This window comes from Anabaena cylindrica UHCC 0172 (assembly GCF_034931625.1).
Classification (GTDB): domain Bacteria; phylum Cyanobacteriota; class Cyanobacteriia; order Cyanobacteriales; family Nostocaceae; genus Anabaena; species Anabaena cylindrica_A.
Map to the genome: position 1 here is coordinate 31,407 of NZ_JAYGGY010000098.1, position 25,039 is coordinate 56,445.

Sequence of the window (25,039 nt, forward strand, 5' to 3'; positions counted from 1 at the left end):
ATATGAATCAGACTTGATAATGCTAAAATTTATTCAAACTGTATGATTTTATCCCTGAAGTGACTTTAATTCTTGAATATGGGAATCTAATATTCCCTAGTATAGACATAAAAAATATTATTGTCAATGAAAATAACTCTTTCCCCAGGCGTTCTTTATAAGTTTGTAGTGATTCAGTTATTTAGGGAAAGATTAAAGGTTAATTTTTTATTATCCTTTCTTTCCCTGTAATAATAAAATCTGCTAAGGATTGACACCTAAACCATAAATTAAGATGTAAAAATTCTATGGTTTAGGTTTTTGGACTTTTTACATATTATCCGAAGATGATTTAGACAGTGAGTCATTATCTTTGTTTGTTCACGCAGCAGCTTTTTGAGGTGATTTGCGTTTGCGTGTAGAAGTAGTCTTTGGAGTAGGAGTTGGATTATTCTTTTTTGGTCTTCCTCTGCGTTTTGGTTCTGATTTAATTTCTTTTGCAGGTGGTAAAAGTTTTAGTGTAGGAACAGGAAAAGGAATAGTTTCACTTTTCATAGTTTCGTCAGATGAAATATCACTTTCTAATTCCATGTTCCAAGGGTCAGGTAATGGTTGAACAATAACTGGTTTATTGACTTTAGGAATTGATATTGATATGTTGTCTTGTGTAACTGATGTTGTAGCTTGTATTAATTGAAAAATCCCAGCAACAAAATCTATAAACATCGCTACAAAGAAAGTAACACAGATAGCTTCTATCATTAAAGTAAGTACAGATTGCATAATTATCTCCTGAAACACAGTGAATTTTGATTTTCATGATTTTCACAAATGTTTCGCGTAGCGATATATCAAGACAGACTAAGATATTTTCTTTTTGAGTCTTACTAGCATACTGCTAACAGAGATGAACAATATTCCTAAAATTGATGATGGTTCAGGGACATTAACACTTTGTGAGTTAGATTGTGTTTGATTATTCAAATCACTATTGTTATTAAAGAAATTATCAAATTGCATTTTCCTTGGAGTATATTGATAATACAAATATGGCTCTGCGGAATAACCTGTTTTTCCTTTTCCCCAATCAATATTGAGCCAATTGTATGTATCTTCATCAAGCATAGCAAAAGCTGATTCTCCTGTATATTTACCATAAGCTCCCCAAGGAATATCTTGAATTCCTATCAGTTGACCAGCAGGAGCGTTACGACGATTTAATCCAGCAGAACTCGTTCCATTGTTTACTGCAACAACAGTAGCACCTGAGAATAAGGGCTGTATTGAAAATGAATAGTCAAAATTTGTTCCTTTCAGATTGACTAGATCCCATCTTATTTGACCTTGAATAATAGGGACAATGGGTGGACTAGAATTATTGTTAGTGCTACTACTACCGTTTAAAGAAGTGTATGTTCTCGAATCAACTACTTGGTCTTTTATACAATTTGGATTATTTTTGCATTCATCAAAATATATGCGTTCTGTACTTACTTGTCCTTGAACAAGACTTTTTCCGGATCTTAATTCAAGATGAAGATGAGGACCAGATGAATTACCAGTATTTCCACATTTACCTATCTCTTGTCCTTGGAGTATACTAGCTCCTATATTGAAAGGATTAACACTTTGCAAATGAGCATACAAGCTATATCTATTATCTGAATGTTGTAGCTTAATCAAGTTGCCATAGCCATCATTATAACCATTATCATCATCTATAAAATTAACTAGACCTCCCTGAATAGCAACAATTGAATCACCTATATTACAACCGAAATCAATTGCATATTTTTGTGATAAACTATAATTGTTTCCTTCTTTACTATGTTCACAATCCGGCTGTTTTTCATCAATACATGATTGTGTTACGTAAACCGATTTTCCAGCAGGGAAAGGAAGACGATAACCTTCAGCTAAAGCATTAGATTGAAATGTACAAAATGCTGCAATATAAGTAACACTAGCAGCCGAAATTTTAAGTAAATGTTTGATAACCATAGACTTATATTGGTGATGGGGTTTTTTTGAAAATGTAAACTTGATGAAGTTAATAACTTAGTGGAGTGAAAATTAACTTCATATTATTTTCATGTAAGTTCCTAAAACAGCTAAAATTCAAACCATAGACTGTTTTAGGAACTATTTAGCATCACAAATTAATAGATTAGATCGGGTATTATAAAAAAACTAATCTAAATTAATTTGTAGAAATTGTTACTTGACTTTTTTCCAAGCATTATCACGAGATTTTTCAGGGGTGTCACCATATCCTCTTACCTTGCCTCCAGTGGAGTTATCACGAATTTCTGTTACATATTTTGGGCCTGGAAGTGGTACGTTTTGACCGGGGGTTAGTTTAGTTTTAGAGTCGTACTTTGGATCACTCATTACAAGAACTTCCTTTTTCATGTTTGTGCAATGTGTTGAACTCAGCTTGACTTATTCAATTTTTTAAGTCCTTCATTCAACTGAATACAATTTATGATTAAAGTTATCTATTAGTCAAAATTACCCCAAAGACTCTAAAACCCAGTTATGGCAAGAGTTAAAGTATTGGGGTAAACTAATTGATATTGGGGTTGCCCCAATAAATATTGAATTGATTTTGGAGAAATAATTTTTATGGCTCGTCTTAGTCTTGGTCTAGGTGTGCAGAAATGGGTAGGTGAACTCTTTATATCTATAATTAAACTTGTTAAAGGTGAAATAAAAGAGGCTAATAACTTAAATATTGAATCTGAAACTTCTGAAACAGGATTTATACTAAAAACTGAGTTACGTTGTTTAGCAGATTTAGCCAAAATTTGTAATATTAAAGCGGGAAATAATACATTCCTATCTAATGATAATATACGAGATGCACTTAAAGATTTGCAAGAAGTGTTAAAAGTTGTTAAATATGAATGTGAAAGTCCAAGACCTGAAGCAAAGTTAAAACTCACTTTTACCTTAGGGAAAGGTTGGTTGGATGAAGACATATCAGAAAGCTTAAAAAAATTTAATAAAATTTGGGATCAAAAGAGGCAAGAACAAAAAGATTTGAAGAAATTACAAAAATTACAAAATCCTCAAAAGTTGAAATGTCATTATGATTGGGAAGAAATACCATTATACCCTAATTTCTTTGGTAGGCAAACTGAAATTAAAGATTTAACTAAATTCATTATTCATGATAAATATAAATTAGTGGGTATAATTGCCGTAGCTGGTATGGGTAAAACACAACTGTCTATTAGATTTGGTAAAGGAGGTATTGGTAAAACTGCTTTAGCAGAAAAAGTTGCTCAAAACGACGAAATACAAAAAGATTTTGATTATATTATTGGTCGTAGATTGAACAATGCTATTCCGTGTGAAGACCTACTTGAAGATATAATAAAAGTATTATCTGATAACAAAGAATTAGATTTTAAGCCTAATAATTTTGATACGAAGCTAAGGAGGTTATTACATTATTTGAAAGAATATCGGTGTTTGATAATTTTAGATAACTTTGAAACCTTATTAAATAGAAATGGTGATTTAATTACTTATAGACAAGGATATGAACAATATGGACAGTTATTAGAGTTAATAATTAACTTTAACTCAGAACATAAAAGTTGTTTGCTATTCACTAGCCGCGAAAAACCACCAATTAGTAGCGGCTATTATATTGAACAAAAGGAAAGTAATATAAAGCTATTTAAGTTAGAAGGATTAGATTTAGAACCAAGTAAAAAAATTTTTAAATGTATTGGTCATTTTGAAGCAACAGAAGACGACTGGAAAGAAATACATAATTTTTATGAAGGAAATCCTCAAGTATTGGAATTAGTAGCTGATAGGATTAAAAATAGCTATTCTTCTAACATTTCAAATTTTTTAAAAGATGGTAAAAAAGTTTTTCAGAAGATTGAAGATTTATTTGATGAGCAGTTTAACAGAATTTCTACTGCTGGAAAATATCTGATGTATTGGTTAGCAATTAACAGAGAACCTGTTTCATTAGAAACCCTAGAGAATGATTTAGCATCACCTTATTATCGAGAAAGTATTTCTGATATTGTAGAGCAGATAGAAGCAAGTTTTCGTTTAGACAAGTTTCATACTATTTATGGAACAAAGATTGGTTTATCACCTTTATTTACTGAGTATGTTAATGAAAAAATCATATCAGAAACATTATCAGCAATAATAGATCAACCTACTAATTTATCTGAGTGTAATAAATATGTTTTGATAAAGCCTACATCTAAGGACTATATTATTTCAGAACAAAAACGATTGATACTTAAACCAATTATCGAGAAATTAGATTTTACTTTTGGGAATATTAAAAATCTAAAATGTAAATTAAAGAAAATAATAGAAATAGAACAATCAAATCAAACACTTCCAAAGGGTTATGCTATCGGTAATATATTGAACTTACTGGTTGAATTAGATGCTGATCTTACAGGTTATGACTTATCTAATTTAACTATTTGGCAAGCAGATTTATCAAAACATCCAATTCGTAATGTTAATTTTGCTGAATCGGATCTTTCTAAATCAGTCTTCAGAGAAGACTTTGGACCAATTAGATGTGTAGATTTTCACCCCGATGGAAAATTAACAGCAGCAGGAACAACCAACGGAGATGTAATTATTTGGGATATTGAAAAAGAAGCGAGATTTCATACATTTGTAGGTCATGCAGATTGGGTTTGGGCAGTAAGCTTTAGTCCTGATGGCAATATATTAGCGAGTGCTGGTGGAGATAGAAAGGTATATTTGTGGAATCTAGAAACAAAAGAAATACTACATATATTATCCGAACATGAAGGAAGAATTAGAACAGTAGTATTTAATTCAAATAGTAGCATTCTAGCGAGTGGTAGTGAAGATCAAAAAATTATCTTGTGGAATCCTGAATCAGGGTTAAAAATAGTCACAATTGATGAACACGAAAGTTGGGCAAGTACAGTTGCATTTAGTCAAAATAATAAAGTTTTAGTGAGTGGTAGTCACAATGGCGATTTAATATTTTGGGATATTAGTGAAGTTACGAACTATAGAAAAATTCAACAGTTGAAATATCCAGGTTCAATTCTATCAATTTCTTTTAGTCCTAATAACAAAGAAGTAGCTATTGCAGGAGATCATGATGAAATATGGATTATTAACATAGGAACATGGAATATTTTTAAAATAAATGAATATAAAGGAAGAACCCAAACATTATCATTTAATCATGATGGACAGATGTTAGCTTATGGGGGTTCAGATAAATTTATTAGGATATATAGCACTGTAGAGAATAGAATTTATAAAGCACTCAAAGAACATGATGGCTTAATACGTGGGTTAACATTTTCTAAACATGGTGATAATTTAATCAGTGGTAGTGAAGACCAAACAATTAAAATATGGAGTATTGAGACAGAAAAATGTATTAAGACTATCAGAGGTTATCAGAATCCTATATGGTCAATTGCTTTTAGTCCTAATGGATCAAAAATAGCTAGTGGAGGAGAAGATTGTGTATTCAGAATTTGGAATGTTATTGAAAATAATAACAAACCTATTCAAGAATTAGAAAAACATAAACGTTTATTAAGAACTATTACTTTTAGCTATGATGGTTCTCTCGTTGCAACAGGTAGCTATGATGGTAGCGTAATAATATGGGATACTAATTCATGGGAAGTCAAAAACCAATTAAAAGAAGAAAATGAGAAAAATATTTCATATAGAGTAATTTCTACTGACTTTAGCAGAGATAACCAAAAACTGGCTGTTAGTTATTATGACGAAAATAAAGTAAGGGTTTGGGATGTTAATACATGGAAGTTAATTCATGTAATATCTAATTTTAGAGAAAGAGTTAGAGACGTAGTTTTTCACCCAATTAGAAGTAATATTTTATTGATTAGTGGAGAGGATAAAAATATAACAGTGTATGACCTTGAAAACCAAGATAACAATTTTTTATTAGAAGGTCATACTGAACCGGTTTGGTCATTGTCTTTCAGTCACGATGGAAAAATTCTTGCAAGTGGGAGTGGAGATAAAACAATACGGCTTTGGAATTTAGATAATCGTAATTCTATCAGATTAGACGGACATACTGATAGGTTAAGATCAGTTTCCTTTACCACAGCAGGTTATAACCTAGTCAGTGGTAGTGACGATCAAACCGTAAAAGTATGGAATATTAATGTTTCTGACAATAGTAGTATTTCAGCAAATTGTATTGGAACTTTTAAAGGACACCAAAGTTGGATTTGGAATGTTTCTTTTTGTTCTGATAGTGATACTGTAGCCAGTTGTAGTGATGATGGTACTATTAAAATTTGGTCTATTAAAGAGAATAAGTGTGTTAGAACTCTAAGACCTGATAGATTTTACGAAGGTATTAATATTCAAAATAGTGTTGGTTTGACAGACGCACAAAGGATGATGCTCATAAAAATGGGTGCTATTGAAGAGTGAAATTTATTGGCAATATTTTGTTAAGTAAAAGATTACTTTTTCAATTAGTATTTCCATAGTGTTTTTGCTAATTGTTGGTTCAGAATATATGAAATTTAATATCATTTGCTCTTCAAAGGTTGCAACAGCAGCAGCAAAAACACTTCCCATTGGATTCAGAGATAAAGCATAGCTAATTTTTTCTAATTTTAGAAGCCCATAATCCGAAGGTATTCTAACACGACCAATATTAGTAATAAAAACTGAAAATGGAACTTTATGGGGATTCGCAAGTAAAAACTCAGTTCCTCTTTTATAAGAGTGAACCACATTATATATTTCAGAAGTTGTTAATTTTTCCTTGATTTGCAAAGTTACTTCTCTCGCTAACTCCCAAAAAGGTTTATCTTCTCTAATCTCATGAAATGAGGTTAAAGCAGATACTATCATAGCTATATTTTCATCACTAACAGGTGGGTTTAGCCTTTTTCGTAAGTCTACAGATGAACGACAATTCAAATATAAGTTTTTATCTTTGTTCTTAATTTTATTAGCTACTGCTAACAGCATAGCTGCACATAAAGCACCATGCACAGTAATATTTTCTTTCTTACAGGAATCTATGATCTTCTGAGTTAAGTCAGTTCCTAGATTTCTATGAACTAAATTGCATCTGCGTTTTTCATTGCTTAAATATTTTTCAAACTTTAAAGTATCTACTTCTCTATGTATTTGTTGATTTGGGGGATTCAAACAAGCTATTTTGGGTATTAAATCTTCTAGAGAAGGTAAGATGGGTAATTTGGAAATATTAGAAATTTTATGATTAGATAGAATGTGAGAGCAATATTGCAAGATTTCAGAATGTAAATATATACCTGAGATAGCATCAATTATTGCATGATGCCCTGTCGTAATTAAATAGCTAATATTACTTTGTTGACTTTGTTTAATCAGAACTACTCTTAGCAAATATTTATTACTATCAATTTGATTATTTAATTCATCTACTACTATTTCCCAATGATTTTGATTGGAATTAATAATTATATGTAAAGGAATTTTTTGTATTCCTTCATTTGTAAAGTATAGCTCGTTTAGTGTTTCAATAATACGCAAATTAAGATGAGGATGACGAATTTGTACTAAATTCAAAGATTGTCTAACAGTTTCCTCACTAAGATTACCTCTAATTTTGCTGATGATAACAACATTTAATGAGCTTGCAAGACGATTAAAAATTTCCATGCCTTGCTCCATAGCAATTAGTTTTCTATTTTCTATCATTTCTACTCTACTTTTTTGGTATTTACAAATGTTAAATTTTCTTTCTTGTTTAGCAAGTTTAATGAAATATTAAATACCAGTTCATTAAAAACGCTTTAATTCTGGCTTATAATACTATATAAATAGTATAATTTACATTATATCCCTTCAAGTACCATCAATTGATGAATGCTAATAAATAGTAATTTTAAACTAATCAGCACTTTGAGACATAAAATAGATAGGGGTTGGTAAAGTAATCTCCAACCCCAAAATATTTAAGGAAACCTCTTACCTTTGTAAAAATATTATTGAAATAGGTTAATATCCTCTTACTTTAACATTTATACAAATAGGTTATTATGCAAAAATACAGATTTGGAATGATTCCTAATTTTGGTAATTGAAACTGTATTTGCAACACTAAGGTATGTTCCATATTTAAAAACTCTAGCAGTAATCTCAAAACAGACTAAGTTGAACACCCCCTACCTTATTTATACTGCTAGGAAAATCACGTATTTTGCTAATTGTGCTAGATGCAGAAGCTTGATAATCAATAGGTTTGAAAGTCTTGACAACATGATAAATATCGCTAATCCATTCGATATTTTCAATGCTGCGACTAAACAATTTATCTACTATTCCTGGGTGAATATGACATTCTTGAATACACCTTTCATCATCTAACCAAAAATCATCATCACTATCTTCACTATTCTCCTCATGAGATGACACCTCAGAAACATCTAAAGCAGCTTCATCCTCTTGTAAAATAGCATCAATTTCCTGCAAACGTTGGGAAATATCAGCAATCCTTTCTGTATGGGGAAAAGATTGTCCTACAAGAGATTCAAGTCTAGCATTTTCAACTTGTGCATTTTCCAATTCTTCCTGCAATCTTGGTAGATATTCCGGTAATGAATCTATCATAGTATCAAGACTGATTAAAGGATGAGAACGTTGAAACTCAATACTTCCTTTTTTCTTGTCAATAACCCAGGGGAAATAATACTCATTTCCACAACATTTGATGTAAACGCCTAACTTATTATTACCAGGACGATAATAAGCGTACACATCAAATCCTCGGTAATTAGCAACCTTTCTTGTCGAAGTATTTTGATTCTGGAAAATCTCTTTGCACTCCAGAGATATTCGTTTAGAAATTTGCGCTGCTTTGATTTCCTTGAAAACTGGCTTGATTATTTTCAAATCTTCCTGAAGCCAGTCAATCTTGCGTTCTAAATCTTGAATTTTGCGATTCCAGTTATCTATATTCCAACCCAAACTAAATTGTTGTCTTTGATGACTCCTTTGTTGAATAAGTAGAGAATTCAACTCACTACGCAAATTAGACTCCTCAATTAACAGAGAATTTCCTGTAGCCATTGACTTAATTTGAGCATAGGAATAAATCCCTTGATCACAATCTTCAACATTATCCAAATCCTCACCATTGAGGAATTTAGCAGTCATTTCCTGCTTCCATTGCAAAGTTTGCCACCTGAGAGCATCTAAACGTTCAGTAATATACCTAAATATCCACACAAAAGGTAGGGTAAAACCCATAAATTCCCCATTTCCCTGCCTGATACCTCTTCCCTCCCGTTGAGTTAAGTCAGAAGGTCGCCAAGGAGCATCTAGGTGGTGTATAGCCCATAATCCGCGACGGTGGACATTGCAACCAGTACCTAATTTCTTCGTGCTTCCCAATAAAATACGCACCGCACCAGAATCAATTAACTCAAACAGTTTAGTTCGTTTAGATCTATTGAAATCATGGACAAACGCAATTTGTGATTCTGGAATTCCTAATGCTATAAACAGCATTTTCAAATACAAATAGGTACTGTATTTATCTGGTTTAGGAATACTAGCATCACAGAATATTAATTGAGTTCCCTTGACAGTATTTGTCAGTTTCCAAATTTGCCAACTGTTCCAAACACATTCATGTAACTTACTGATATCTGCTTCTTTAGTTTCTCCCAATAAGCGCATAGTTAAAGCAGCTTTTGTGAGATCCGTTGTTACCTTCAGCATATTATCAATGCTGGGTGCAACTTGCCGAGTGTAAATTTTCTCAGACCTTTTGAGAGCATCCCTAAGAAATTGTAACTGTGCTGGAGATGGGTCTACAACAACATCAATAAACTTAGGTTTGGGACGTTTTAAAACATCACCAATGTTATCATTTGTGCGAAGGTCAACAAATTGATCCATCAGCCCTCGGAGAGCTTGGATATTGCAGAAACTCTTAAACCGAGTCACTACTTTATATTTACCACTAGCAGTAACTTCAGCCGAAGAAGTAGGTTCGGCAAATTGACTAGCCCATTCATCGAAAGTTTCTATTCCCAATTCTCGTAATTTGGGAAGTTGAAACATCCGCATCCAATTAAATAATTCTGCCATAGTATTGGACAGAATTGTACCCGTTGCACCAATTACCTTTCCTGTGAATTGGGAACAAGTTTCTGTGAGCATATCTCCCAGAATATGCAGAATCTTCATGTAGGTATCACTAGCACGTTGACTCCAACTTTTGGGAATACCTCTGATGTTGTACATCTTGGTAATAATCGAGAGATTCTTAAATTCATGAACCTCATCTATCACCAACATATCTGTCAAATTATCAAAATCAATGTGGTTGTCTTTTCTTGTTGATGCTGTTACCTTGTTGATTTTATTTTCTAGGCTTTTTAACGCCTTTTTCAATTGTTTAGTAGTGATTCTGTCATTTGACTCGTTTCTCAAGAAAGCTTGGAGAATTTCTTTTTCTTGATTGTGGAATGCTAGTTGATAATCTTCCGATAATGCTAAACTGAAGAATTGGGAATGAGTAATGATAGTGCAATCAAAATCCCCTGTTTGAATTGCAGCAGTGAAGATTTTTCTCCCTTCGGCATCTAACTTTTCAGGAACTAATAAGTTTGCCATTGGATAGAGATATCTAAAACTCTCTTCAATTTGCTTTTCAGTGCCATTCAACACAACTAACATTGGCTTATTAGCTAATCCTAACCGCCGACATTCCATGATAGATGCAATCATGGTATATGTTTTACCAAGTCCCACATCATGGGCTAGAAAAGTGGCATTTTCTTCAAGGATTCTAGAAACACCATCTAATTGCCAATAGTTCAATTGCACATGAGGATTACTACCTGGAAGCTGGAGGTAATTACCATTATATTTTCGGGCAGAGAAAACATTAATTTGTGTGTTGTAATATGTATATAGTTCCACACATCTTTGTTGATTCTCCCAAATCCAATTTCTAAAAGCAAATTTGATGACTTCTAATTTAGCTCTGGCTTCTTCTGTTGCTTCATTAGATGCTAGAGTATTAATAGTATCCTTGCTTTCGTAAATAATGATTCTGGGGTCTTGACGATTTAATCCTTTTTCCAAAAGTTTAGCACTATCTATATAACTTGTGCCATATTCTGTAAGGTCGTCAGAATTCCCTCCTATTGTCCAAAAAGATGTGCTAGATGAAGTAATATGAGATATCGTTACTTTTATTTTCAATATCTCTTTTGCAAATTGCTGGTAAATTTCTGGTTTAATCCAGTTTGTACCTAGCATTATGTGAATTTTCTTGTTGAAGATTTTATCTTTTTGGGAATCTGTGAGAGAATTCCAGTCAATATTTGATGTTTCTAGACAAGCAAGTTTGATATCTTCTGTAGCATCTGGAAGCATTGGTAACGGTTGAACTGCTTTGAGTGCTTCTATGTTTTTCGCTAAATTAGCTGCGGTCGCTTCTTGCAGTTTTCTGTAGACGTTACCAGATAAATATTGAGCCGCAAGTTCCCATTTTTGGTTAATTGGATTATAAAAGATGAGATTATCAGCATCGAGTTCTTGAATAATTTCCTCTGGAGTCAGGTTGCTAATTTCTGAGATATAATCCAAATCTAGGCAACCTTTGATATTCAGCGAATGTGTTAAAGCATCTTGGGCTGAATTAACTTTTGTGGGAGCAGAATATGAACGACAGACTCGTTTAGAGAAAATATCGGCTAATTTGTAATTGCTCTTTTCTAGAGTTCTGACTAAATAATAGTTGGGGTCTTTTCCCAAATGGATTAGGTTGTGCTTACTATTGATTCTGCCCCATTTACGAATGAATGAGTTGTAGCTGTTTTTAAGTTCTTGTTGGAGTTGTGTTAATTCCTCATCATTTATTGTTTGTTGGGCATTGATGACTTTTATTAAACAACTACGTAGCTGCCAAAAATCCTCAATTCGATTTCTTTCTACTGTTTCTACTAACACTAAATGGCTTTTCGCTCTTTGATAAATTTGGTTTTCATGAATACAAAAAGCCATTTCTTTAATATGTTGTAGTTCAGGGGGAACTAACCGTAGTTCTTCAGTTTCCTTTCTAGGAGAGTAGTTTACATTGAGAGGTATTTTACAGAGTGATTCAGATAAATCTCTGCCGTCATCTAATAAAGCAAAACCTTCACCGTACAGTTTATTAACGCTTGGTGTCCCTAATAAGTGATGTACATGAGGATAGATTCTCTCTTGTAAATGTGTGTATTGGGGAGATTTTTGCAGTTGGTTTTGATAATATTTATCAAAACTTCTGCCTTGAAATTCACTTAGGAAATATTCGTTGAGATGAGCTTTAGTTTTTTCACCTGCATTACCCCAATCTTGAGGAACAATTTGTACTTCTTGAGTATTTATCCATTTTGATGTATTAGCATGACGAGGATTTTTGACTTTTTGAAAGATTAGTAGAATGGGGCTAACTTGAGTTCTAGCTATGGTATTAAATACTCCACTAGGAAGTCTCACAGCAGTTACCAGTTCTAGTTTTTGTCCTAACCAAGCTCGAAACTTGTGAGAACTGGGAGCATCTAAAGTGTAAGTAGAAGTAATGACTGCAATTAATCCTTCTTCTCTCACTAAGTCGGCAGATTTAGCTAGAAAATAGTTATGGATGCTGACTCCCAGAAAGTTATATTTTGAGTCATTTACTCCATAATCACCAAAGGGAAAATTCCCACATACCAAATCAAAATATCCTTCTGGGAAGCTGACTTTTTCAAATCCCTGATTATAGATTTGAGCTTCGGGATATAAATGTTTGGCTATAGTAGCGGGTGTTTTATCTAATTCAATTCCAAATAGTTTTGAGTTGCAGCGTATATCTTCTGGCATGAGTCCAAAGAATAAACCAGTACCGCAAGCTGGTTCTAAGATTCTGCCTCCGGTAAATCCTATGCGTGATAGCATTTCCCAAATACTACGAATAATTTTTGGTTCTGTATAATGGGCATTTAATATGCTACTGGCAGCGTTATTAAATTCATCTTGATTCAGTAAAGTTAGCAATTCTTTTTGTGCTTTAGCAACCCATCTGCTTTGTGGATTTAAGCTAAATATTTCAGGTAAACAACCCCATCCATTGAATTTGGCTAATATTTGTAGTTGTTCTTGGGTGGGAGTAGTGTTGAGATTTTGCAGGGTAATAATTGCCTGTTTGTTGTTTTCCCATCTTTGTTGGGGTGTGGCTTTTAATTCTGATTCTATTGTTGAATTGATTGTAAACATATCCCATTGCCAAAAAATAGTTTTGGTAATGGGCGCATAGCGCAAATTTACGATTTAAATATGTTATATATATTCGCATTCAAGTGAAGTATAGGCAGTAATAATTAAACGCAGATGATTTTGTACTTTATTAGACTAGAAAATGCTATATGTGCATTTTTAAAATCAAAAGATATTAGAGAAAAAATATAGCTTATTTCATTAGTAAGCCATATCATTTATAAATAATTTGTGAATATTTATGGTTGAATTTTTTACATTAACAGGTTGAAAAGCTTGAAAATTTGAATGTGAGACAGTATTAGATATGCCTCCAAAAGTTCTTACTAATAGTTTTCAAGCTGATAACTTTCCTGTTATTACCAGATTCTGATGTATTTTCACCTTGAACAAATTCATTTCCTAATAAAGAGCTTAGTAGTGATAGTTGGTGGTCTACGTCTCCTACATGACGGTATATTAAGGAGGGGATTATTTTCATGCCCAAAGGTGTAGGAACAATTTTGAGATATTGGTTTAATGTCTCTAAATAATTGCTATTTGCGAATTGTCTTTCAGCTACATAAGGGCGTAATATTTCTAGCAATTGGATAGCTCTTTTAATTTCCGAAGAATCAGAAGTATGATCAATTTGAGGCTGGCTTTCTCGGTAGCCTTTCATTTTCTTTTCAGCAACGAGATTGTGGAATTTAGAAACTGCTTGTTGAAAATTACCAAATGAGTGAACTTTCTGTTGAGATTTGTACCCTACTCGACCCCATTCAACAGTTAAATTATCTTGCTCAACTTTGGCACTCCAGAACTTATTGCTATTCTGGGCAGCATCTACGAATACTAAATATATTTCCATAATTGGCCTGTTGATATTTCATGGTGTGGTTGTTCGTGACTTTCTTACTCATGCAGAATATAGTAAAGATAACTGGAAAAATGACGAATGGTTTGATAGCTAACCTGAAATAAAACGCCATTATTGAAAACTAGGATTAATGTTTATTAATCTGAGTTTGATTAACCAAATAATCCCATTAACATGAAATGCTAAATCAAAACACTAGCTATATAGAATTAATTACGTCTTTTCCTCCTCGTACCATAAAATCTGAAGAAGATTTAGAAAAAACTCAAGCAGTGGTTGATAAGCTTCTTGATAAAGCAGAATTAACCGAGGCGGAAGAAGATTATTTGGATCTGTTGGGAATTTTAATCCATGAATATGAGCAACAAGAAGATTTAGTTCCTGATATTTATGGAGTAGACCTTCTCAAAGTTCTGATTGCGGAATTAAATCTCAAACAAAAAGATTTAGTTCCTATCTTTAAAACCGAATCAATTGTTTCTGATGTATTCAATGGTAAACGTAAATTAACTGTTGAACATATCCAAAAACTTGCGGAGTTTTTTAAAGTTTCACCTGCTGTATTTTTCCCAGAAAATCCGTTGCAGCAAGATTTTTTAGAGGCTGCTTAAAGTTTAACTATCCGAGCATTTACCAGGTGAAATGGATATTTGCATCTTTGTTCGATTAAATAACTCAAAAACATTTCAGAAACAGAAACGCTCCTAATAGTAAACTAGGAGCATTTTTGTATGCAATTGATAGGCTAGTACACAATACGGTTCAGTTAAGCCTCAAACTCTTTTTTTAAACGAACCACAGAGGCGCAGAGAACGCAGAGAAAGGAGGAGAATAAATTCTTAACTTAACTTTATTCGGCTAGTACAATGATTGACTATACATCTACCAAAGGCGATCGCAGAACGCCCACATTTCCTATGGGATGTTATGCAAACAGCGATCGCTTGCCTGTTAATTAGTACGGAATTTAGAGGTACGAAGACTTCTCTTGGAAACCTGCACAGGACTAGAAGCTGGTCGCGCCACCTTTGACCAAGACTGCATCCGCTCAACAGCAGCAGCATCTTGAACAGCTAAAGGTGTAATATTTCGCTGGCAATTTTCTAAATCAGCTAGTGTCACCTGCTGTGGTCTTCCTTCATCAAAAGCCAGTAGTGCGGCTTCTGAGGCTAGAGTTTCCAATTCAGCACCGCTAAACTTGCTGGTACTAGCAGCGATCGCTTCCAAATACTCTTCAGGAACTTTTATACCGTAGCGTCCTAGATGAATTCTGAGAATTTGACAACGTTCTATTTCTGTGGGTAGGTCAACAAAGAAATTCTCATCAAACCGTCCTTTGCGCTTGAACTCGATTGGTAAAGCAGTCGGATCATTACAGGTTGCTACCACAAACACCCCTGCTGTACACTCAGACATGAACGTGAGGATATTTCCCAAAATCCTTTGTGAAACTCCAGAGGTATCGCCATTAGCTGAAAGTGCTTTCTCCACCTCATCAATCCACAAAACACAAGGTGCGATTGCTTCTGCTGTACTGAGTGCGCGGCGGACATTACCTTCAGATTCTCCCACTAGGCTACCAAGCATTGAAGCAATGTCTAGTTGCAACAATGGAAGATTGAGGATGGTGGCAATATTCTTCGCTACTATTGATTTACCTGTCCCCGGTGGTCCCGCTAGTAGCACTCCTTTAGGTTGGGGTAAATTGAGCGATCGCGCTTCTTGGGAAAATAACCGACGACGACGTTGCAGCCAATCCCGCAGTAAATCCAGACCGCCAAAAGGTATTGTTGTGGGTTTACCCAATTCGATACCCATTTGAGCTAATAGCCGGGTTTTGTATTCGACAACCAAGGAAATGACTGTAGCATCAATCACAATGCCTTGAGAAGTTAATCGTTCCTTCACAGTCAACCGCAGGAAGTCGCTGATTTCTTCCAAAGTTAGTCCTAATGATGCTCTTGCCAAGGTTTCTTTATCTTCAGTGGTCAGAGAAACTGTAAAATTCACCTCTTGCTCACTGGCAGATTCTTGCAAATAGAGCAAATATGATTCTAAGTGGTCTTGAATTTGTTCAATGCTAGGTAAAGGAACTTCACAACAAGGAATTAGTCTCAATAGAGATTCATGCAGTTGAATGTTTTGACCCAAAAGTACAATGCGCTTTTCAGTTGGTTTGAGACGATGGTACAAGTTCTTGACCCTAGTCAGAACTTCCCAACTTAATTGCAGTGAGTTTTTACCCATAAAAGGGTGAATATCTCCCAGAATGAAAACCCCATTCCCCTCAAAATTGTTGATGTACTCCAATACATATATTAAGGGGTCAGCATGGGGAGGCTTTTTATAAGTATCAACTGATTTGAATACCAGTCCACCGTCGTCGGCAATTAGACATTGTTCTAAGCTGGATACTCCCAAATTCCAGAAATATACAGGACTGTTGAGTTTGTCCATGACTTCAGTAGTTAACCATTGAATAATGGTTGCTTCTTCAGGAGATAGAACCTCTAAAGCCACAATGGGTATTTGAGAGTCAATGGTGGTAATTAAGTTTGATAGTTTCATGGTTGTGAATAAGGGATTTTGTTTGTTTCCCAGTGAAAATGTATTGATGAAGTAGCAAAGCTTGTTTAGGCGAAGGATAATGAGGAGAGGGAGGAATATTGACGATATCTTCCCCCTCCCTGGTTTGAATTTATTGATGTAGTCGGTGTTGATGGGTATTAGTGGTGCGAACCTGTTGTTGAGATTCTGATTTGTAGGTGCGTAGTTCACCGCCGTAGGCATCGCCCTGTACTATCCCCAAAGCTTCCTCAAAAGGTTGAGTTGCTTCTATACAGGACAATCCCTCAAATCCCTCGGCTTCTATTTTTACTTCACCTGTAGCAGTGTCAAAATGTATCAATATTGCCCTTTCCATAAATTATCTCCGTACTTGCTGAGTTTGTTGATGTGCTGAGAATGCAAGACGCAATGTATGTACTTGACCCTTGGTTTCTTCGGTGATGGTGCATTCTCCTAGCTGTTCCTGTAACTGTGCTGCTTTAGCGCGAACCATGTTTTTACCGTAGGCTTGCATGAGGGTATGAGAAAAGAAGTTTTTTCCCAGTCGGGGTACTGTTTCATAGGCATCATGGATGATTTGATACACCTTTACTTCTTGATCCCACAAAAACCCGATATCTGCGCGGGCATTTAAAGTATGACCAGGGACAATAATCTCTGCACTTTTGCCTTCAGAGTCGTCGTAATAACCTTTGAGCAATTGTGGTTTCTCATAAACTTGCACGGTAAGCTGCAAATCTTGTAGAGCATCAACTAAACATTCACGATTAGTTAATTTTGTAGTGACAGTTGAGAAATGTGACATCTTAGTTACTATGAATTGGGAAATTAAGACTGATAAACAAGGAAGTAAATAGTTGCTATTACTTCCTCTCTTAATTGCGTAGCAAGTGTATGAGGTGTATTGTTTCCATCTACACCTCACACCTCGCGTTTGTTCTAAAGATGATACAGACAGGTTTTTTTACCGAAGTTTGAGAGACATGGCTGTAGCTTTGCTTAACCCCATACCCTCATCACTTGCTAATCTTTGAAGATGACGTTGTTCATCCAGCAGCTTGGCGTAAATTTCGTCCATTTTTCCCTCTAATTGAGAACGCCCCTGTGAATCAAGCCTTTTGGCATCTACAGAAGCGTTTTCGAGAATATCTTCTAGATGAGTCATCATTTGTTCCAGACTGCTACCTGCTTCAAAACTGGCGTTACCCAAAAGCATTTGCACTTTCTTGAAATGGCGTTCCATCTTTTTCTTGAAGTTAACCGGTTTGCGTCCTGGTTCCCAGTTGCTCAAATCTTCGAGTAATTGCGCTGCTAGTTGTTCGCCACCTGCGATCGCTGATTCTCTGAGTGTTTGTTCTAAATTTGTGTCATACTGCTCGATAAATCGAGTTATTTGCTGCAAACATTCAGCTTGTTGTTCTGACAATTGCTCGCTAATAGCAGGAATAATCACAGGACGACCAATTATTACTTGTAAGTAGTCTTCTAGTTCCTCTAAACAGGGAAAAGCTTTTACTAAGTTTTGCTTAACTTCTTGTTGTTGTTCTACAGATAACTGCCAAGCATTCAGTGAGAGGAATTTATCAATTCGTTCTTGGTAATCTGTGTAACCCTCGTCATACTCTTCTCTTAGTTGAGTTCGTAAAGTAGGGGCAATACTATCTCGAATTTCGATTAATTGACTCCAGACTATGGGTGCTAAATCTATGGAACAAATCCAATCACCATTGTCATAATTCATCCATTCTTGGACTGAAGCAACTTCTTGTCTTAATTTATTTGCGGCTTCATCTAAAGCTTTGAAAACTTTGATGCCCTTTAAACCAACTTCTGAAGTTGTAACTTTTACTAGGTCAGATTCTTGTTCATTTTGAGACGTTTTAAGAACATCTGCCCATTTCGGAGCATTGCTTTTAGTTGTTTTCTTTAATTGAATCTTGAACCGGATGCGTGTTTTGTTTAGTTTGGAGAAGTTGTATCTTTCAACAACAGCGTTTTGGAGGAAGGTTTCGTTTGAGTTGGGAATGACTGCTTGTAGCATATTGTTTTGGAAGTTCAATTGTTTACTCCCAGAAAAGCGTTAGCTTTAAATGCAATATCCGTGAATGAAATTCTCAAACTGCCTGTGGGGGAAGGATTTTTAAATCTTTTTCTATATCTCTGATTTCAGATTTATGGGAAGAGTTTTTGCGCTTGAATTTGGACATTTTAATTTTGACAACACGGGGATTAATACGTTTTCGTCGGGGGCGATCAATTTCAGACTGGGAAATTAATGATAATAAATATTGATGTTGAATTTCTCGTAATTTTAAGGATGAATGGCTGATGAGTTGTACTAAATCTATAACTAGTTGCAAAGATTCAAGAAAACTAAGGAGTAAAGGATTTTTATCATATTCGTTAGCAGATTGGTAAATTAAATCGCGGAGTAGATTATAAGCAATTAACATAGCATAAAGTTCTTGTTCGACTAATTCAGATGTTTTGCTCCGAAAAATAGTGGGCATTTGTCCTTTGAGCGTAGCACATTGATGTGTTTTTATTTCACAGAAACTAATTTCCACCTCCCATCTGCAATGATAGTGAATAATTAATTCTTTGGCAGAAATATTAGGGTCAATAATACTAGTAACTAAACGACGAGGGAGAAAACCAGGAATTTGATATTCAATAACTCGGACAATGATACTTTCGTGATTCCATTGTTTATGCGATTCTGTAGATTTTTCTAAATTGAGAATTTTGCCATTAATTTCTGATAAATAACTTCCATCTGGATATCTAGCCATGTATCCATCCACTACTTCCGAAAACATTCAAACGTTTTAATCACAAACAAGGTAACAAACGCAAATACTATCCCAAATCCCAAACTAATTGTTGCAGACACCACAGAAGAAAGCCAAGGTTCTGGAACCCCTAACTGCGATATTACTAAACCTACAGGATACTTAGCCGCTTCCTTAGGATTTGTCGCACCAGGAAATTGCCCAGCAATGGAAGCAACAAAAGAACTAACAGCCAAACCTACACCAACAATTGCAATAGTACTTTGGAAAGAGCGATCGCGTTCCGAGCTTTCTATCTCGGTTACCCCCCGAATTGCATTAATCAAGTCAGTTAATAATATCGCACCAACATTCAAGCTTTCATAGTCATTTTTAACTTGTTCTAAATATTTGAGTCTTATTTTTTCAATAAATTTATGGAGAAATTCCAAATTACGAGGACTTTGTAAATTAGTAATTTTTTGTTTGATGTATTCTAATTGTTTTTCAACTACTTGCTGTAGTAAATCCAAATCAATAGAATCTTGCTGTGTATTTAGCCTTTGCTGAATTACAGCTAGCCGTCTTTCATAATTGAGGAGATTAATGTCAATGGTACGTTTTTGAGTAGCAAGGTAGTTTAGGTTAACAGAATAACGCCAAAGCGTTTCCTGAGCATTAACTAAAGTTTGACGCAGTTTATTTAAATCTAACTTACCAGACTTGGCTTTGTTAAAGTCCTTTTGGTATTGCTCGATAGCAACAAAATCATCGCGTAATTTATTTTTCAAATACTGACTTTGACCATAAGCCCAGAGAATTTTACTGCGATAAGCAAATAAACGCAGCCAGTCAAAGTTAAATTCAGCAGCTTTCCTGGCAGTTTTGGCATCTGGATAAATAGCAATAATAACGTAGTGATTATCCTGAATATCTTGAATCTTGAAATCCTTTTTAAATTCAGATGGTATGTGCAAGCGGTAATTGTAAAACTCAAATAACATTCCCCCAAAGAATGGACTTTTACTGTGAAATTCCAAATTCACATTTAAACTACGTGCAATTACTTCACAGCATTCTTTCGCGATAATTTCTGCTTGAGCTGGAGTAAAATTTGAGAGTTGTCCCGATAGCATCCATACCTGTCCAATGGTGCTCTGGGTATTGGCTAATCTGTTTTTTATTTCCGCTTCTAAATCGCCAAAACAACTAATAGGCAAAGCCTCATTTTTCCCCGTCCGCACATTTCCCAATGAATGCTCAACAGAACAGTCTAGCAGTAATCCGTAACTGTCCCCCAAGCGCACTGGGTAATACCAACCCTTCAAATTATACTGTTTTGTACTGCTGTCAAAGGTTTCTCTACCTCGATTCCCTAAAAGTTCAACATATTCGGCTTCTATAGCATCTCGTTGTTTCAGTAAAGGATGAAGTCGTTCGGGAAATCTACGTAAAAAATATTCCTGATTAGCAGCTATGTCTGCGTTGTTGTCTCCCAACCCATCCCGCAGGTCATAGATAAATAAATCCAATGTAGGATAAATAAGTTCGCTCATAAACTTGATGCTATCAGAAGTTTTATTGTTTCGGGAGACAGTTTTGCAGACGCTTGAGAAAACTTAGCTTTTTCGCTGCTTTGTCTGGGTCTTTCCTGGTTAATACATTAATTGTTACATTCAAAATCTCATCACTTTCGCGATCTGGTTCTCCTTCAAAATAGCCGAAAGTCGTTGGCTGCTTATTATCACTGATTAATTCCGTTTCTAATTCTTCCTGGGTAGGCATTTGCGCTGAGGGAATATTGCCGCTAACTGACTCTAATTGAGTTAAGGCTGTTCGATAATTCTGATACAGAGGCGGGTTGGCCTCAATAGTTGCAATTAATCCTTCTTTAATAAAATCCCAGTCATCGGGGTCAAGGTATAGTTGGGAAGCAGTGGTTTCCAAAGCTTCTTTTTCATCTGAGGCAAGAGGGGTTGGTGATTGTTCTAAGGCGATAAGCAGAGCTAGTAAAGTGATTTTAGGTGATTCAGCCATAGAATTAACCAAATAAGCTATAGTCTTAAATAATACTAACGCTAAACAACAATCATGCTGCGACAGGCTCTAGTTGTTGGTATAAATAATTATCATAGCTTACAAAATCTGAAAACTCCTGCTGGCAATGCCGATATGATGGCAAAATTACTCCAAAAACATGGTGGTTTTCAGGTTGTAACACGACTACCTGTAAAAGATAATGAAGGATTACTGAGTGTTGATGAAAACCCATCTCCACAGGAGTTAGTTACTGCGACAACACTCCAAGAAGCGATCGCAGAAAATATTTTTATGGACGAACTGCACTGGCGCATGGATGAATTGCTAGAAAAATTAAGGCGGAAGATTTGAAGATAAACGCTCCTGAGATTTACGCATATTTGCCCTTTATTTATAGTTAATTAATACCACTCATAATTGAGATACCTTAGCTACCGTAATTAGCCTTTATTATTGTCAAAATTTATTGAGCTACAATAGTAATAATACTAAATAACTTTCGGACTACAATACGGACTCATTGTTATAATTTATTTTTAAGTAAAAACTTAAGTAAGTCGGTGAGAATAAACCTAACTATGTAACAGAATATAAAATCGGCATAACCCTTGCGATTGCTAAATTTCACTTCGTTTCATTCGCAATGACATAGCGTGAATTATTTAAACCGTTATACTTAACTTAACACTCCCCACATGAGACGAGATGCTTTAGTCGTAGGAATCAACAAGTACCCTTTCCTCAAAGATTCAAAGACAGGTAAATACAACCATCTCACTACCCCAGCAGATGACGCAGAAGTGATCGCGCAATTGCTGGAAGCTGATGATAACTTTCGAGTACAACGACTACCTAAATTAGAACTTGACGGCAAAATACAGGTCGATCCGAATGGACGTGTTTCTTGTGAGGAATTGTCACAAGAAATTAACAAGTTATTTTGTGCAGACAATAATCGAGATACGGCATTACTATTTTTTGCTGGGCATGGATTACAACAGCTAAATTCTTTGGGTAATAAGAAAAAAATATTGTTAGCAACAAGTGATACTAAAGGGACAGGAGAAAATAGCATATTGCTCAATGATTTGTGGGAGTTGTTAGAGGAGAGTCCTGTAAAAGAGCAAATTATTTGGTTGGATAGCTGCTATAGTGGAAAATTATTAGAATTTCAAGATAGCGATTTACCAAGAAGAATTTCTGGACTTAGGCGCTTCATAATTGCCGCATCTCACAGTTCAGAAGTAGCTTACGAGCGATTTGATGGTAAACATGGTGTATTGTCAGGGGCGCTCATTGAGGGACTTGCTTCCGATCAAATTGACCATCACAGTTGGATAACAGCTCGTACTTTGGGAGCTTTTGTAGACATCGAGCTTAAAAAATATTACGCAGAAACAAAAATACCCCAACTCCCACAAATCAGAATTCCTGACCAAGAAATCCGACTAATTAAAGGTAGAGATCAGTCTACCACTCATCAGCAATCAGACACCAATCAATCTCTAGAACGCAAAGTACCATTTGTTTTACCTCAATTAGATGTATCCACATTTACAGGGCGAGATGATGAATTAAAGCAACTTGAAGACTTACTTTTAAAGCCCCAAGGGACGAAATTTTGTAGCATTGCTGGATTAGCAGGTATAGGAGGTATTGGTAAATCAGCCCTCGCCTGTCATTTTGCGACAATACACAAAGCAGATTTTCCCGATGGGGTAATTGGTTTGCGGGTTGATGGTAAGGATATAGATACCATAGCCCGTGAGTTTGCTCGCAGGTTTGGCGAAGAAATTGACCCAGAAGATGAGCGAGATGCAGCAACTATTATGCAAGAGGTGTTTGCACATAGAAGGATGCTGTTGATTTTTGATAATGCTGATGATGCAAGTATTCGCCAATTGCGTCCTGGTGGAAATAGATGTGCTGTGATTGTGACAACACGCGATCGCTCCCTAGCAATTGCCCTGGAAATTCCCAGCGAAGGTAGAATAAATCTGCCTCTACTTCCGGAAACTGATGCACTGTTGCTGTTAGAAAAGCTTATAGGTAGAGAACGCGTACAAGCAGAACCCGAAGCTGCTCACCAGCTGATCGAACTAGTGGGTTATTTACCCATTGCTATTAAAATTATCGGGTCACAATTAAGCTTAGACGAACGGCGTAGTCTTGCTCGTCATGCCAAGAGATTAACACAAGAAAAGCAACTAGCAAGAATCAAATTTGGTGATTCTGAACATTTGAATCTATTTATTTGTTTTTCTATAAGTTTAGAGTATTTACAACCAGATGAAATAGATTTCTTTGCTTGCTTAAGTGTTTGCGCCAAAAATGGCTTTTCTATTTCAACTACAATGGTTGTAACTGCTTGTAATGAGTACGCTACTGAAGATTACCTGAGTAAACTTTATCGGCTTTCACTAATTAACTATTCTGAAGTTGAGAAAGATCGCTTTGTGTTTCATCCACTTATCCACCAGTTTGCCACGGAAAAGGCTATTGAACTAGGTTTCCAAGAGGAAGCAGCAGCAAGACATGGTGAATATTTTATTCAGTTTATCAACAGGGAAATCAATCACGCAGTTGCAAAAGAAATCGCAGCAGAATTAGATGAGATTATTCTGGCTGCCCAGTGGTTGCAGCAACAAAAAATCACATCAAAGTTTCAAGAAACAGACAAGTATAACTTTGCTGTTTGCCTGCAACCATTTTTTGAGCAGTATGGTTATTGGGAGCAGGCTGTTGATTTCATGCTGGGATTTGAAAAATTAGCAGAAAGTAATGAAGATTGGGAGAAAGTTATAAAATTTCGGATTCAGCAGGCAAAATATTTATCTTTACAGGGTAAATTGACAAGTGCAGAAAAACTGCTTGAAGCTAAACCTATCTTAGATATTTTGAAAAAAATCGAAGAAGGATCAACTCGTCAACGTTCTAAAGCAAAGTGGCTTAACACTTTAGGTAGCAATATACTAATGCGGCAAGGGAAATTTGATCAAGCAGTTGAAGTCTTCCAACGTGCTATAAATATTGACGAACAAATCAATAATCAAGAAGGCTTGGGAATATCATTAAATTGTTTAGGTGGGGCGCTACAAAGACAGGGAAAGCTCAATGAAGCCAAGAAAGTTTTAAATCGTAATTATAATATTTCTATAGAGTTAAAGGATAAACACCATGAAGCTATGGTGTTACATAATTTAGGGACATTATTTCTGGAGCAGAATCGCTTGCATGAAGCTTTCAATAACTTACAGCGCAGTTATGAAATTTTTAAAGAATTAGGATACAATCGTAGATTAAGAACAATTCTAAATAGTCTTGCTAAACTATATCAAAAGCAAGGAAAAATTGAGGAAGCCATCCAATCCTGTAAGCAAGCGATTGCAATTGCACAAGAAATTGATAATAAGCAACAATTAGCAATTAGCATAACTCAGTTGGCTGGATTGTATCAAAAGCAAGGACGAATAGAGGAAGCCGTCCAATCCTGTAAGCAAGCGATTGCAATTGCACAAGAAATTGATAATAAGCAACA

At 35.2% G+C, this 25,039-nt stretch carries 17 protein-coding genes; 4 read left to right on the forward strand and 13 right to left on the reverse strand.

Going from position 1 to position 25,039, the window contains the following annotated elements:
* Window positions 1-360: 360 nt before the first annotated feature.
* The 3 genes from VB713_RS22030 to VB713_RS22040 form a co-directional block, all read right to left on the reverse strand.
* Window positions 361-762, reverse strand: a complete 402-nt coding sequence (locus VB713_RS22030) for a DNA-binding protein (protein ID WP_323313641.1) — start codon at window positions 760-762, stop codon at window positions 361-363.
* A gap of 78 nt (window positions 763-840) precedes the next feature.
* Entirely contained in the window at window positions 841-1,980 is a 1,140-nt protein-coding gene (locus tag VB713_RS22035; protein WP_323313642.1) for a peptidoglycan DD-metalloendopeptidase family protein, read from the reverse strand.
* A 216-nt stretch (window positions 1,981-2,196) separates the two neighbouring features.
* Window positions 2,197-2,370 carry a hypothetical protein gene (locus VB713_RS22040; RefSeq protein ID WP_323313643.1) on the reverse strand — a complete coding sequence of 58 codons (174 nt, stop codon included), beginning with the start codon at window positions 2,368-2,370 and terminating at the stop codon, window positions 2,197-2,199.
* A gap of 234 nt (window positions 2,371-2,604) precedes the next feature.
* On the opposite strand from VB713_RS22040, the gene VB713_RS22045 reads away from it, so the two are divergent.
* Entirely contained in the window at window positions 2,605-6,438 is a 3,834-nt protein-coding gene (locus VB713_RS22045) for an NB-ARC domain-containing protein (protein WP_323313644.1), read from the forward strand.
* Between the two features lie 3 nt (window positions 6,439-6,441).
* Here VB713_RS22045 and VB713_RS22050 read toward each other — a convergent pair whose 3' ends face one another.
* From VB713_RS22050 to VB713_RS22060, 3 genes are all read right to left on the reverse strand, one after another.
* Window positions 6,442-7,704, reverse strand: coding sequence for a phthiocerol/phthiodiolone dimycocerosyl transferase family protein (locus tag VB713_RS22050; RefSeq protein ID WP_323313645.1), 1,263 nt, complete (start codon window positions 7,702-7,704; stop codon window positions 6,442-6,444).
* Between the two features lie 441 nt (window positions 7,705-8,145).
* Window positions 8,146-13,263, reverse strand: a complete 5,118-nt coding sequence (locus VB713_RS22055; RefSeq protein ID WP_323313646.1) for a helicase SNF2 — start codon at window positions 13,261-13,263, stop codon at window positions 8,146-8,148.
* A gap of 301 nt (window positions 13,264-13,564) precedes the next feature.
* Window positions 13,565-14,113, reverse strand: coding sequence for a WGR domain-containing protein (locus VB713_RS22060; protein WP_323313647.1), 549 nt, complete (start codon window positions 14,111-14,113; stop codon window positions 13,565-13,567).
* 188 nt (window positions 14,114-14,301) lie between these two features.
* On the opposite strand from VB713_RS22060, the gene VB713_RS22065 reads away from it, so the two are divergent.
* On the forward strand, window positions 14,302-14,733 hold the full coding sequence (locus tag VB713_RS22065) for a helix-turn-helix domain-containing protein (protein WP_323313648.1): 432 nt from the start codon (window positions 14,302-14,304) through the stop codon (window positions 14,731-14,733).
* A gap of 340 nt (window positions 14,734-15,073) precedes the next feature.
* Here VB713_RS22065 and VB713_RS22070 read toward each other — a convergent pair whose 3' ends face one another.
* The 7 genes from VB713_RS22070 to VB713_RS22100 form a co-directional block, all read right to left on the reverse strand.
* A complete protein-coding gene (locus VB713_RS22070) occupies window positions 15,074-16,690 on the reverse strand; it encodes an AAA family ATPase (RefSeq protein WP_323313649.1) in 1,617 nt (538 codons plus the stop codon).
* Between the two features lie 130 nt (window positions 16,691-16,820).
* A complete protein-coding gene (locus tag VB713_RS22075) occupies window positions 16,821-17,045 on the reverse strand; it encodes a DUF2997 domain-containing protein (RefSeq protein ID WP_323313650.1) in 225 nt (74 codons plus the stop codon).
* Window positions 17,046-17,048: 3 nt separating this feature from the next.
* Entirely contained in the window at window positions 17,049-17,495 is a 447-nt protein-coding gene (locus VB713_RS22080; protein WP_323313651.1) for a DUF1257 domain-containing protein, read from the reverse strand.
* Between the two features lie 159 nt (window positions 17,496-17,654).
* Complete coding sequence (locus VB713_RS22085; protein ID WP_323313652.1) at window positions 17,655-18,731, reverse strand: hypothetical protein; 1,077 nt, start codon at window positions 18,729-18,731, stop codon at window positions 17,655-17,657.
* A 73-nt stretch (window positions 18,732-18,804) separates the two neighbouring features.
* Window positions 18,805-19,509 (reverse strand): transposase, encoded by a 705-nt coding sequence (locus VB713_RS22090; protein ID WP_323313653.1) that lies wholly within the window; start codon window positions 19,507-19,509, stop codon window positions 18,805-18,807.
* On the reverse strand, window positions 19,494-21,017 hold the full coding sequence (locus VB713_RS22095; RefSeq protein WP_323313654.1) for a hypothetical protein: 1,524 nt from the start codon (window positions 21,015-21,017) through the stop codon (window positions 19,494-19,496). Before VB713_RS22095 ends, VB713_RS22090 begins: the two co-directional genes overlap by 16 nt.
* A 22-nt stretch (window positions 21,018-21,039) precedes the next feature.
* Window positions 21,040-21,498, reverse strand: coding sequence for a hypothetical protein (locus VB713_RS22100; RefSeq protein WP_323313655.1), 459 nt, complete (start codon window positions 21,496-21,498; stop codon window positions 21,040-21,042).
* A 54-nt stretch (window positions 21,499-21,552) separates the two neighbouring features.
* Here VB713_RS22100 and VB713_RS22105 point away from each other — a divergent pair, with 54 nt between their 5' ends.
* Complete coding sequence (locus tag VB713_RS22105; protein WP_323313656.1) at window positions 21,553-21,852, forward strand: caspase family protein; 300 nt, start codon at window positions 21,553-21,555, stop codon at window positions 21,850-21,852.
* 344 nt (window positions 21,853-22,196) lie between these two features.
* Window positions 22,197-25,039 (forward strand): tetratricopeptide repeat protein (locus VB713_RS22110; RefSeq protein WP_323313657.1); only part of this gene is annotated, 2,843 nt, incomplete at its 3' end.

Coding starts and splice junctions, on each gene's coding strand:
- VB713_RS22040 (WP_323313643.1), bottom strand. CDS start 2,370: ATGAGTGATCCAAAGTACGACTCTAAAACTAAACTAACCCCCGGTCAA.
- VB713_RS22100 (WP_323313655.1), bottom strand. CDS start 21,498: ATGGCTGAATCACCTAAAATCACTTTACTAGCTCTGCTTATCGCCTTA.
- VB713_RS22045 (WP_323313644.1), top strand. CDS start 2,605: ATGGCTCGTCTTAGTCTTGGTCTAGGTGTGCAGAAATGGGTAGGTGAA.
- VB713_RS22080 (WP_323313651.1), bottom strand. CDS start 17,495: ATGTCACATTTCTCAACTGTCACTACAAAATTAACTAATCGTGAATGT.
- VB713_RS22085 (WP_323313652.1), bottom strand. CDS start 18,731: ATGCTACAAGCAGTCATTCCCAACTCAAACGAAACCTTCCTCCAAAAC.
- VB713_RS22070 (WP_323313649.1), bottom strand. CDS start 16,690: ATGAAACTATCAAACTTAATTACCACCATTGACTCTCAAATACCCATT.
- VB713_RS22090 (WP_323313653.1), bottom strand. CDS start 19,509: ATGTTTTCGGAAGTAGTGGATGGATACATGGCTAGATATCCAGATGGA.
- VB713_RS22055 (WP_323313646.1), bottom strand. CDS start 13,263: ATGTTTACAATCAATTCAACAATAGAATCAGAATTAAAAGCCACACCC.
- VB713_RS22035 (WP_323313642.1), bottom strand. CDS start 1,980: ATGGTTATCAAACATTTACTTAAAATTTCGGCTGCTAGTGTTACTTAT.
- VB713_RS22105 (WP_323313656.1), top strand. CDS start 21,553: ATGCTGCGACAGGCTCTAGTTGTTGGTATAAATAATTATCATAGCTTA.
- VB713_RS22095 (WP_323313654.1), bottom strand. CDS start 21,017: ATGAGCGAACTTATTTATCCTACATTGGATTTATTTATCTATGACCTG.
- VB713_RS22075 (WP_323313650.1), bottom strand. CDS start 17,045: ATGGAAAGGGCAATATTGATACATTTTGACACTGCTACAGGTGAAGTA.
- VB713_RS22050 (WP_323313645.1), bottom strand. CDS start 7,704: ATGATAGAAAATAGAAAACTAATTGCTATGGAGCAAGGCATGGAAATT.
- VB713_RS22030 (WP_323313641.1), bottom strand. CDS start 762: ATGCAATCTGTACTTACTTTAATGATAGAAGCTATCTGTGTTACTTTC.
- VB713_RS22060 (WP_323313647.1), bottom strand. CDS start 14,113: ATGGAAATATATTTAGTATTCGTAGATGCTGCCCAGAATAGCAATAAG.
- VB713_RS22065 (WP_323313648.1), top strand. CDS start 14,302: ATGCTAAATCAAAACACTAGCTATATAGAATTAATTACGTCTTTTCCT.